Annotated in this window: 9 protein-coding genes and 1 pseudogene; 7 read left to right on the top strand and 3 right to left on the bottom strand. The window is 70.3% G+C overall.

Translation table 11 applies throughout. The features are described from left to right. Positions 1 to 8: 8 nt before the first annotated feature. The gene (gene rpsD, locus RUR_RS21770) at positions 9 to 611 is read left to right on the top strand and encodes a 30S ribosomal protein S4 (protein WP_283137072.1); all 603 of its coding nucleotides are present in this window, start codon (positions 9 to 11) and stop codon (positions 609 to 611) included. A gap of 343 nt (positions 612 to 954) precedes the next feature. On the opposite strand, the gene RUR_RS21775 is transcribed toward rpsD, so the two are convergent. Further along, positions 955 to 2154: an ROK family transcriptional regulator gene (locus tag RUR_RS21775; RefSeq protein WP_283136952.1), complete on the bottom strand. Its 1200-nt coding sequence runs from the start codon at positions 2152 to 2154 to the stop codon at positions 955 to 957. 145 nt (positions 2155 to 2299) lie between these two features. Between RUR_RS21775 and zwf the strand changes: the two genes are divergently transcribed. Genes zwf through eda form a run of 4 tightly spaced genes read left to right on the top strand, consistent with a single transcriptional unit; the run spans position 2300 to position 7219 of the window. Further along, entirely contained in the window at positions 2300 to 3814 is a 1515-nt protein-coding gene (zwf, locus tag RUR_RS21780; RefSeq protein WP_283136953.1) for a glucose-6-phosphate dehydrogenase, read from the top strand. Continuing rightward, positions 3811 to 5634, top strand: coding sequence for a phosphogluconate dehydratase (gene edd / locus RUR_RS21785; protein ID WP_283136954.1), 1824 nt, complete (start codon positions 3811 to 3813; stop codon positions 5632 to 5634). The genes zwf and edd overlap by 4 nt, the downstream gene beginning before the upstream one ends. Next, on the top strand, positions 5634 to 6617 hold the full coding sequence (gene glk / locus RUR_RS21790; RefSeq protein WP_283136955.1) for a glucokinase: 984 nt from the start codon (positions 5634 to 5636) through the stop codon (positions 6615 to 6617). Before edd ends, glk begins: the two co-directional genes overlap by 1 nt. After that, positions 6614 to 7219, top strand: coding sequence for a bifunctional 4-hydroxy-2-oxoglutarate aldolase/2-dehydro-3-deoxy-phosphogluconate aldolase (eda, locus tag RUR_RS21795; protein WP_283136956.1), 606 nt, complete (start codon positions 6614 to 6616; stop codon positions 7217 to 7219). The genes glk and eda overlap by 4 nt, the downstream gene beginning before the upstream one ends. A gap of 505 nt (positions 7220 to 7724) precedes the next feature. Here eda and RUR_RS21800 read toward each other — a convergent pair. Further along, positions 7725 to 8213 (bottom strand): MarR family winged helix-turn-helix transcriptional regulator, encoded by a 489-nt coding sequence (locus RUR_RS21800; protein WP_283136957.1) that lies wholly within the window; start codon positions 8211 to 8213, stop codon positions 7725 to 7727. Between the two features lie 460 nt (positions 8214 to 8673). On the opposite strand from RUR_RS21800, the gene RUR_RS21805 reads away from it, so the two are divergent. Together RUR_RS21805 and RUR_RS36825 are read left to right on the top strand one after the other, a co-directional pair. Beyond that, complete coding sequence (locus tag RUR_RS21805; RefSeq protein WP_283136958.1) at positions 8674 to 9831, top strand: esterase-like activity of phytase family protein; 1158 nt, start codon at positions 8674 to 8676, stop codon at positions 9829 to 9831. A gap of 391 nt (positions 9832 to 10222) precedes the next feature. Further along, positions 10223 to 10501: pseudogene (locus tag RUR_RS36825) on the top strand (hypothetical protein); the annotation flags it as partial. 160 nt (positions 10502 to 10661) lie between these two features. Here RUR_RS36825 and RUR_RS21815 read toward each other — a convergent pair. Next, the gene (locus tag RUR_RS21815) at positions 10662 to 11534 is read right to left on the bottom strand and encodes a hypothetical protein (protein WP_283136960.1); all 873 of its coding nucleotides are present in this window, start codon (positions 11532 to 11534) and stop codon (positions 10662 to 10664) included. Between the last annotated feature and the right edge of the window lie 30 nt (positions 11535 to 11564).

Raw genomic sequence — 11564 nt, forward strand, 5'->3', positions numbered from 1 at the left:
AGGTGCACGTGCGCTACACCGGCCCCAAAGTCCGGCTCTCCCGCCGGGCGGGCATCCCGCTGACCCGCAAGGCCGTCCGCTACTTCGAGGAGCGGCCGTACCCGCCCGGGGAGCACGGACGCAAGACCAACCGGCGCTCCACCGGGGACTACGGGGTCCGGCTGATGGAGAAGCAGCGGCTCCGCTGGTATTACGACGTGTCCGAGAAGCAGTTCCGCAACACCTTCGACAAGGCCGGACGCTCCGGGGCGGCGTTCGTGGTCCGGCTGGAGTGCCGGCTCGCCTCCCTGGTCCTGCGGGCCGGATTCGCCGCCTCCATCTACGCCGCGCGGCAATACGTCAACCACGGGCACATCACCGTGGACGGCAAGAAGGTCGACATCCCCAGCTACATCGTGAAGCCCGGCCAGACCATCGGCGTCCGCGAGCGCTCCCGCCGCATGCAGCCCTTCGTCGCCGCCGCCGAGAAGACCTACGCCGACGACCGCATCGCCCCCTACCTCGACGTCAACCACGCCGACCTGCGCTGCACCCTCGTCGCCCTCCCCGAGCGCGCCCAGATCCCCGTCCAGGTCGACGAGCAACTCGTCGTCGAGTTCTACTCCCGCTGACCCGCAGCGATCGCGCCCACCCGCCGAGCTCCCGGAGTTGCGAGTACGACTGGACCCTAGGCGTTCAAGACGCTACATCCGCACTTCTCGCGCCGCGCCCCTTTTGCGGCGCGAGAATGCGCGCGGCGGTTGGTGCCGGATGTACTTCGTCCGGCGCCGACCGCCGCGATCGATGTTGAAAACACCGCTCTTGTAAGCCTGACTTCACCCAACGGGGTACCGCACGTCCAAGGTTGTCACCGGGACGGTTCATTCCCGCCCCCGCACCCAAGACCAGGCAAACCCAGGGGCGCCCACCCCGTAGGAACGATCCGGGGCCTCAAGACGAGCGACCGGACCCGGCCTACCGGAGCGGCGCGGGTTCGGGGTTCCCGGCGAGCCAGGTGTCGACGGCCTCGGGGGTGAGGATCTCGTCGAGGACCATTGCGGCGCAGCCGGTGACGCCCGCCCCGGGGCCGAGCTTGCTCGGGGTGATGCGCAGATTGCGGGTGGCCAGCGCGGTGGAGCGCTGGTACACGACCTCACGGACCCCGGCCACCAGGTGCTCGAACACATCCGCCATGTCGCCACCGAGGACGACCACGGCCGGGTTGAGCAGGTTGACGGCGCTGGCGACCACCTCGCCGAGCCTGCGCCCGGCCCGGCGGACCAGGGCCATGGTCTCGGCGTCCCCCGCGCGGACGAGCGCCACCACGTCGGCGAGGGAGTCGACCGCGCGGCCCCGGGCCACGAGCTGCGCCAGCAGCGCCGTACCCGACACCAGCGCGTCGAGGCAGTCGACGTTGCCGCAGCGGCACAGGACGCCGTCGCCGTCGCGGACCGGGATGTGCCCGATCTCCCCGGCGGCGCCGAGCGCGCCGCGCTGAATCCGTCCCCCGCTGATCACTCCGGCCCCGACCCGGGTGGAGATCTTGACGAAGAGCATGTCGCCGACCTCGTCGTGGTAGACCGCCCGGTGCTCGCCGACGGCGATCACGTTGACGTCGTTGTCGACGAAGACGGGGACGCCGTACCGGCGGGCGATGAGCGGCGGGATCGCGACCCCGGTCCAGCTCGCCATGACCCGGACGCTCTGGATGCGCCCGTGGGCGAACTCGACGGTCGCGGGCACCCCGAGGCCGACTCCGCGGATCGGCGCGGCGGGGATCTGCCCGAGCAGGTCGTCCCAGACGTCCATGAGGAGGGTGAGCACCGTGTCGGGCCCCTGCTCCACGTCGATCGTGAGTTCGGCGGCGGCGACGGGCTCTCCGGCGAGGTCGCAGACCGCGATCTGGGTACGGCTGGCGCCGAGCGACGCGGCGAGGACGACGCCGCCGGCGGCGTTGAAGCCGAGGCGTACGGGAGGGCGGCCTCCGGTGGACGGGCCGTCGGTGTGTTCGACGACGAACCCGTGGTCGAGCAGTTCGGAGACGCGCAGGCTCACCGCGGGGCGGGACAGGCCGGTGACCCTCCCGATGTCGGCCCGGGTGACGGCTTCGCCGTTACGGATGAGGCGGAAGACCTCGCCGCTGGACGCCAGCACGGAGTGGGAACGGCGGACCATCTGCACAGCTAACCACACCTGCTTACAACACGGAAACTGACCGAAGACCCGGCACTTTTTCATCTTGAATTACAAAACTAGGCTTGTGCAGGTTCAGAAGACGTGAGTAACGTAAGAAACATCCCCTTCGTCCCAGGAGTCCCCCATGTCCCCGGCTGTACAACTAAGCCCGTCTTCGCATGCTCACGCGGCGGACCTGATCCTGTTCGGAGGTACCGGAGACCTGGCGATGCGCAAGCTGCTGCCCGCGCTGTACCGCTGTGACCTGGAAGGACGCCTCGCGCCCGAGACGAAGGTCATCGCGCTCTCCCGGGGCGGACTCGGCGACACCGACTACCGGGGCAAGGTCGACGCGGAGGTACGCGGCGCGGGGGCCGTACCTCCCGGCGACCCCGGCGCCTGGGATCGGTTCGTCCGGCGGCTCCACCACGTCTCCGTCGACGTCGCCGCCGGCGAACCGGACAACGGGTGGACCGCCCTCGGCGAACTCCTCACCTCCGGCCGGACCCGGATCTTCTACCTCGCCAGCCCGCCCATGACCTTCGGGCCGTTCTGCCGGGAGGCCAACCGCGCCGGGCTGATCACCGAGGACTCCCGCGTCGTGCTGGAGAAGCCCATCGGCCGGGACCTCGCGAGCGCCCGGGCCATCAACGACGAGGTCGGCGCCATCGTCGCCGAGAACCGGATCTTCCGGATCGATCACTACCTCGGCAAGGAGACCGTCCAGAACCTGCTGGTCCTCCGGTTCGCCAACACCTTCCTGGAACCCGTCTGGAACTCCCGCTGGATCGACCACGTGCAGATCACCGTGGCCGAGACCGTCGGCACCCCGGGACGGCGCGGCTACTACGACCACGCCGGCGCCCTCCGCGACATGGTCCAGAACCACCTCCTCCAGCTGCTCTGCCTGACCGCGATGGAGCCGCCCGCGCGCAACGACCGCGAAGCCGTACGGGACGAGAAGGTGAAGGTGCTGCGGGCGCTGCGTCCCCTCACCGGCGCCGACGCGCGGCGGCACACCGCGCGAGGCCAGTACGGCGCCGGGCGCGTCGGCGACCACGCCGTACCGGGCTATCTCGACGAGCCGTCCGGTACGCCGCCGACCGAGCAGTCCGCCCGGGTGGAGACGTTCGCCGCCGTCGAGGCCGAGATCCTCAACTGGCGGTGGGCCGGGGTCCCGTTCTACCTGCGCTCGGGCAAGCGGCTGCGCAGCCGGCACTCCGAGATCGTCGTCCAGTTCAAGGACGTCCCCCATTCGATCTTCAGTACGGGCGGCGCCGGGCCCGGCTCGCAGGCCAACCGGCTGATCCTGCGGCTCCAGCCGAGCGAGGGCATCCACCTGCACCTGCAGGCCAAGGAACCCGGACCGGGGGAGGTCTCCCTCCGGCCGGTGCCGCTCAGCCTGAGTTTCGCCGAGACGTTCCAGACCCGGGTGCCCGACGCCTACGAGCGGCTCCTGCTCGACGTCCTGGACGGCAACCCGACGCTGTTCATGCGGCGGGACGAGGTGGAGACCGCCTGGAGCTGGATCGACCCGATCATCTCCGCCTGGGCGGACGACGTGCCCGAGATCTACGCCGCCGGGAGCACCGGCCCCGGCGGCGCCCGCGACCTGCTCGCCCGCTCCGGGCGCGCCTGGCACGAGGACGGTTTGGCATGACCCATCCCGTGATCGACCGCGTCACCCGGCGGATCGCCGAACGGAGCGAGCGGAGCCGGCTCACCTACCTGGAGCGGATCCGCACCGCCGCGCTGCGCGGTCCCGCCCGCGCCCGGCTCGGCTGCGCCAACCTCGCCCACGGCTTCGCCGCCTGCACCCCCGCGGACAAGCTCGACCTGCGGGGCACCGCCAAACCCGCGGTGGCCGTCGTGACCTCCTACAACGACATGCTCTCGGCGCATCAGCCGTACGAGACCTATCCGGCCCGGTTGAAGGAGGCCGTCCGGGGCGCCGGCGGGGTCGCCATGGTCGCCGGGGGTGTGCCCGCCATGTGCGACGGGATCACCCAGGGCCGGCCCGGCATGGAGCTCTCGCTGTTCAGCCGGGACCTCATCGCGATGTCGACCGCGGTCGCGCTCTCCCACGACATGTTCGACGCGACGCTGCTGCTCGGGGTGTGCGACAAGATCGTCCCCGGGCTGCTGATCGGCGCGCTCTCCTTCGGGCACCTGCCCGCCCTCTTCGTCCCCGCCGGGCCGATGCCGTCCGGCCTGCCGAACAAGGCCAAAGGCCGGGCCCGGCAGCTCTTCGCCGAAGGCAGGATCGGCCGGGGCGAGATGCTGGAGGCCGAGTCCAAGTCCTACCACTCCCCCGGCACCTGCACCTTCTACGGCACCGCCAACTCCAACCAGGTCCTGATGGAGGTCATGGGCCTGCACCTGCCCGGCGCCACCTTCGTCAACCCCGGCACCGAACTGCGGGACGCCCTCACCGACGCGGCCGGGCGGCGCATCGTCGAGCTGACCCGCGAGTACACCCCGGTCGGGGAGGTCGTCGACGAGCGCGCCGTGGTCAACGCGGTCGTCGCGCTCCTGGCCACCGGAGGCTCCACCAACCACACCCTCCACCTGATCGCCGTCGCCGACGCGGCCGGCATCGAGCTGACCTGGGACGACTTCGCGGAGCTGTCGAAGGTCGTCCCGCTGCTCACCCGGATGTACCCCAACGGCCACGCCGATGTGAACCACTTCCACGCCGCGGGCGGGATGGCCGTGCTCATCGGCGAGCTGCTCGACGCCGGGCTGATCCACGAGGACGTCCGCACCGTGGCCGGGACCGGGCTGCACCACTACCGGCAGGAGCCCCGGCTCAAGGGCGGGGAGGTCGTCTGGACCGAGCGGATCGAGGGCGGCGCCGACCCCGACGTCCTGCGCCCGGTGCGCGACCCGTTCTCCCCCGACGGCGGCATCCACATGCTGAACGGCAACCTCGGCCGGGCGGTGAGCAAGGTGTCCGCGGTCAAACCCGAGCACCTGATGATCGAGGCCCCGGCGAAGGTCTTCGACGACCAGGCCGAGCTGCTCGCCGCGTTCGAGGCCGGGGAGCTGGACGGACGGGACTTCGTCGCCGTCATCCGCTTCCAGGGCCCGCAGGCCAACGGCATGCCCGAGCTGCACAAGCTCACCCCGCCGCTCGCCGTCCTGCTCGACCGGGGGCAGCGGGTGGCCATCGTCACCGACGGCCGGATGTCGGGTGCCTCGGGCAAGGTCCCCGCCGCCATCCACGTCTCCCCCGAGGCCGCCGCCGGAGGCGCCCTCGCGCTCGTCCGCGACGGCGACCCGATCCGGCTCGACTCCGCCGCCGGGACGCTGGAGCTCGCGGTCCCCGCGTCGGAGCTGGCCGAACGCACCCCGGCCGGAATCCCGTCCGGACCCGAAAAGTTGATCGGCACGGGAAGGGAGCTGTTCGCCGCGTTCCGCCGTACGGTAGGACCGGCCGAACGCGGCGCCGGTATCTTTTCGAGCAACGGTGGTGCTTAATGACCGAGATTTCCGCCCCCTCCACGGAACACCCATGGCTCGTCGCCGACATCGGGGGCACCAACGCCCGGTTCGGGCTGGTGAGCAGCCCCGGTGAATCCCCCCACGACGTCGACGTCCTGGCGGGCGCCGAGCATGAGGATCTGACCGCGGCCGTCGCGGCCTACCTGAAAGGCCAGGGAGGCGTACGGCCGGGGGCGGCGTGCCTGGCGATGGCGGGTCCCGTCGACCGCGACCGGTACCGGCTCACCAACGCCGACTGGAGGGGGTCGGTCATCGACACCGCGAAGGCCTTGGACATCCCCCACATCGAACTGTTGAACGACTTCGGCGCCCTGTCCATGGCGCTGCCGTGGCTCCGCCCCGAGGACGTGACGCTGCTCGGCGGGCCCGAGCCCGCCCCCGACCTGGTCAAAGCCGTCCTGGGACCCGGCACCGGACTCGGCGTGGCCGGTCTCGTCCCCGTGGGCGGCCGCTGGATCTCCATCCCCGGCGAAGGCGGGCACGTCGACGTCCCCGCCGCGGAGCGCCTGGAGATCGAGGTCGTCCGGGCGCTCCGGGCGGAGATGCCCGGCTACCTCATCGCCGAGCACCTGATCTCCGGACCCGGTCTCACCCGGCTCCGGTACGGCCTTGGGCTGGTCCAAGGCGTCCGGGTCGACCCGCTGCCCGCGGCCGAGATCGTGGCCCGGACGGACGACCCGCTCTGCGCCCAGACCGTCGAGGTGTTCTGCGGTCTGCTCGGCACCTTCACCGGGAACGTCGCCCTCACCTTCGGCGCCAAGGGCGGCGTCTACCTCGGCGGCGGCATCCTCCCCCGCATCGTGGACCGGCTGCGCTCCAGCACCTTCCGGTCCCGCTTCGAAGCGACACCCAATCTGACCGACTATCTGAGCGAGATCGCCACCGTGCTCATCGTGTCCCCCACATCGGCGCTCACCGGTGCCGCGGCCTGGCTCGAACAGCGAATGAGGACCGCATGAGCCTGCTCGACCTGGCACCCGTCATCCCCGTCGTCGTCATCGAGGAGGTGACGGACGCCGTACCCCTGGCCAAGGCCCTGTCCGACGGCGGACTGCCGGTCATCGAGGTGACCCTGCGCACCGAGGCGGCCCTCCCGGCGATCGCGGCGATCCGGGCCGAGCTGCCCGACGTGATGATCGGGGCCGGGACGATCCGCAACCCCGCCGACGTCGCCACGGCCATGGCGGCGGGCGCCCGCTTCCTGGTGAGCCCCGGCAGCACCCACATCCTGCTCGACGCCATGAGCGCCAGCGGGCTGCCCTTCCTCCCCGGGGCGGCGACCGCCTCGGAGGCCATGGTGCTCGCCGAGCACGGCGTCACCGAACTCAAGTTCTTCCCCGCCGAAGCCGCCGGGGGAATCAAATATCTGAAATCCCTGGCCGGTCCCTTACCGGACATCCGCTTCTGCCCCACCGGGGGGATCCGGCCCGAGACCGCGCCGGACTATCTCGCCCTGCCCAACGTCGGCTGTGTGGGCGGTACCTGGCTCACCCCTTCCACCAGCGACTACGACCGTGTCACCGAACTGGCCCGGGAGGCCGCCGCGCTACGGGGACGCTGAAGGCGCCGGGGGAGGGCACCGCGCTCCCCCGGCGGCCCGACACGCCGTCTCAGTCTGTGAACCCCTGTCGACCTGCGTCTAAACCATAGAAATCAAGAGATCTTCGCCAAGTGGGTGCCGGAGCGCACGACCCGGCGCTCCCACACGTAGAGTTACTCCGGACACGATCCCGTTTCACGGGGGAACCACCACAAAACGGTCTCTTCCGGTTGCCGATGCCCGCTCCCATCGTCCGCTCCTCCCTGGAACGCCAGTCACCGGTGGGGGCGGGCAAGCAACCTGAAAACGACCCTGGTGGCCGTACCGGGCATCGTCCGCACCGGGTCGACGACCCGTCCGTCACGTGGACCGCCCACGTCGGACCGGGCGGGGTCGGTCCGAGGCCCGTCCCGCGCCGGACGATCGATCGACGGCGGAGACGTCCAGGGCCGCGCGGCTGATCACCACACGCTTCAGGAATGCCGCCTCGTCCTGCGGATCCGGCGCAGCGGAGAGCTTTGCCGCCTCACTTCTCGCGCTGCCGGGCCCGCCTGGCGGAGGGAGGACTCTCCACCGGCGCGGCCAGATGCCCGTCGACCAGGTGGCCAAGCGCCCGGAGCAGGACGACCCGATCGCCCTCGCCGAGGGTGGCCAGCGCCTCCGCGTGCACCCGGTCGACGATGCGCTGGCTCTTCTCGGCGACTCCGGCCCCCGCCTCCGTGACCGCGATGATCCGAGCCCGCCGATCCCGGCCGGACGGACGGCGCTCGGCGAGGCCCGCATCCTCCAGCGCGTCCACCGTGACGACCATCGTGGTCTTGTCCATGTCCCCGAGCTCGGCGAGCTGGGCCTGGGTGCGCTCGGCCTCCAGGGCGTGGACCAGCACGCAGTGCATACGCGCGGTCAGCCCGATCTCGGCGAGCGCCGCGGCCATCCGCGTCCGCAGCACATGGCTGGTGTGGTCCAGCAGAAACGACAGGTCCGGTTGGGTACGCGCGGGTGCCATGGCGGTCATGCCTGCCAGACTAGCAATCCGGTCCGTGACAGATAGTCCAGAAGAGTGCCATCTTTGCCGGGACTGTGAAGCCGATCCACCCCATCCATGATCGCTGGACCGCCGCGGCACTCCGCCACGGGGCTCGACCTGCCGACCCGGACACCATTCCTTGGAGAGCGACGGACTAAGTCAAAGGGACGGGATACCTCGTGACCGGCTGCCATTACGGTGGATACACATTCGTCTCGATGCAGCGAATTATTCACGCTCGGAAAACCCATTCGCCGTCAGCCGCCCTCCACATCCAGAGCCCAGGTTGGATTTATGTGGATTTGGCGATGAAAGCCCGAATTCTCGAAATGACAGCGACACGTTTTCCGGCCCCGAGCCGCGATCTGCGTGGACATTCTCGTTGATCCACGATCTCATGTGCTTGCACGGTCCATTGCACGCGCATTACCAAGTCGTGGAGGGGCTTATGACCCGTTTCCGGAGATTAGCGGGAATCGCCGTCGCCGTGGTGGCGGCGATCGGCGCCGGAGGTGTGCACATTCCACCGGTGGCCGCGGAATCCCTGGCCCCGGGGGATTTCCGGATCACCCGATTCCTGGGTGAGCAGCGACTTCCCCACGGGTTGCAATTCGAGGAAACCACCTTCGGCGGAATCTCCGGCCTCGACCGCGACCCGCTCACCGGGCTCTGGTATCTGATCTCCGACGACCGCCGCCGCTACAACCCGTCCCGGTTCTACACCGGAAGGCTGGACATCAACCCGTTCACCGGGGCCTTCACCGGCGTCCGCCTCACCGGGACGACCACCCTGCTGCAGCCCGACGGGAGTCCGTACCCCGGATTCGGCCACCCGGGCGACACCGACCCCGAGACCATCCGCTTCGACCGGTGGAGCCGCCGGCTGCTCTGGGCCAGCGAAGGCGACCGTCCCGACGCCTCCCGCCCGACCCTCCCTCTCTCCGACATGACCGTCCGGTGGTCGGACGACCAAGGGCGGTATCGCGGTGAGCTTCCCCTCCCCGCCAACCTGCAGTTGACCGACACCACGCGCGGACCCCGGCGCAACTCCGGATTCGAAGGGCTCACCTTCACTCCGACCTCTATCGCCGCCATGGTGGAAGGCCCGCGGTTCGAGGACGGCGAGCCGCCGACCCTCCAGCGGGGCGCACCGGCGCGGATCACCGTGTGGAACCGCGCCGGACAGCCGCGGGCCCAGTACGCCTACCCGATCGACCCGCTGCCCGCCGCGCCCATCCCGCCCACCGGGGCGACCGACAGCGGCGTCTCGGAGATCCTCGCCCTCGACGACCACCGGTACCTGGCACTGGAGCGTTCCTGGATCGAAGGGGTGAACTACAAGGTCAAGCTGTATGAGATCGACCTGCGCGGGGCCACGAACATCCTGAGCCGGGACAGCCTCGCCGCCGGCGCGCCGTACCGGCCGGTCACCAAGCGGCTGATCCACGACCTCAGCACGTTCCGCCCGCCGACGCAGAACCTGGAGGCCCTCGCCTTCGGCCCCCGCCTGGCCACCGGCGAGTGCACCGTGGTGATCGGCTCCGACGACAACTTCGACAACCGCGAGGTCACCCAGTTCCTCGCCTTCGCCGCCCGAGGCTGCTGACCTCCGCCGGCCCACCGACGTCCCTTCGGCGGCCAGGTAGATTGTCCGGATATCCCGCCCCCTGGCCGCCGAAAGGATCGACTCTGACCAGCCCTTACGCACTACCGCCGACTTGCCGCAAACCTGCCCCCAAACCCACCCCCACCAGCCTCCTGAACTGCGACTTTGCTATCGGGGTCGCAGATCATCCCTAGAGCGACATCTCACTCCGCTTGTGCGCCGTGCTGATGACGCTGGGTCACAGCCCTAGAGGGATAGCTATGTCTCCGTGCTCCCGACTAATGTGACGGTCTCGCTGTCATGGTCACCGACCATCCCTGGAGGGGATAGCGACACGACGGGGTGGAACGGAAGGTGGTATCCCGCTGTTCACCAAATCAGCCCTGGAGGGATGGCGACCGGAAGGCCGGGGAGTTGGCCGCGATCATCACTTCTGCGGATTTCCGCGGAGCCCGCACGGTGCCGGGAGCCACCCGCCGGCGAAAGCCCCGGGGACCGGGTGACCGACGTCGACGGCTACCTCACCGCCATCGACGACTTCCACGGCCACCTGATCGGCCTGGCCGGGAACCCCACCCTGACCGGGATCTACCGCAAGCTCAGCACCTCGGGTTTCATGGCCGCCGCCCTCGGCGGACGCAACGCGCCCAGCCTGCACGCGATCGAGGAGCACACCGAGGTCATCGACGCCTTCGCCGCCGGGGACTCGGGCGAGATCGTCCGCCTGCTGACCCTGCGCGACGAGCACACCAAACACGCCCATTGCGGGCGCCGGAGGACAGCTCCGAGAGGGGTGGAGCGGCTCCGGGCCGCCCCACCCCTTCGGATCGTCAGTTCGCGCAGATGGCGTGGGTACGCATCGCCCAGCTCGGGAGGAACCCGGTCTGGTCTTCCACGGCCCTGGTCGGGACCTGGGTGGAGACGGGGTTCGGGGTGGACACGGCGGCGTTGAGGAACACCTCGCCCTGTCCCCCGCCGATCTGCACGCCGAGCCCGTGGACCTGGGTCCCGGCGGGACACGTCACGGTCTGGGTCTTGGGGCTGGTGGAGTCGAACACAGTGGTGGCCGTGACCGTGGTGTGCCCGGGGACCGGGTCCGCGCAGATGGCCCACACGCTGACCGTCCAGTCCCCGAGGTAGCCGACCTCGGTCTTCTCACCGAAGGCCCGGGCACCGGTGGGTGAGAGCCCGCCCTGCGGGATCGCCCCGGTGAGGACGACCACCCCGCGGCCGGGGAACACGCTTCCCCCGGTGCCGAGGAGCCGCCTGCCGGGCGTGCAGGAGGCCACCACCGAGGCGGAAGGGGGTGACGCGGACGGGCTCGTGGCGGTCTGGATCTCATACCCGGGGAGCGGGTCGGCACAGATCGCGTGGGCGACCAGCCCCCAGTTGCCGACGAAGCCGTCCCAGTCCTCGTAGGCCCTGGCCTCGATGCCGTCGCCGGTCGGCAGCGGGGCGAACTGGGTGATCGCCACCTCGTTGGTGAGGATGGACAGCCGTGCGCCGCCCCCGACGACACGTTTTCCGGCGGGGCACATCGCGGTCTGGCTCTTGAAGATGTTGGAGTTGACGACGGAGGCCGTCGTCACGTTCTGCAGACCGGGAACGGCCTTCGCCGGCGCCGCGAGCGCCAACTGCGCCCCGACCAGGGTCAAGGCCCCCAGCGCCGCAAACGCGATTCGTCGCAATCCCGTGAACACCATTGGCTGACTCCCTCTGGCGGCGTGGTCCCC

Source organism: Rhizohabitans arisaemae, from assembly GCF_025996515.1.
GTDB lineage: Bacteria > Actinomycetota > Actinomycetes > Streptosporangiales > Streptosporangiaceae > Rhizohabitans > Rhizohabitans arisaemae.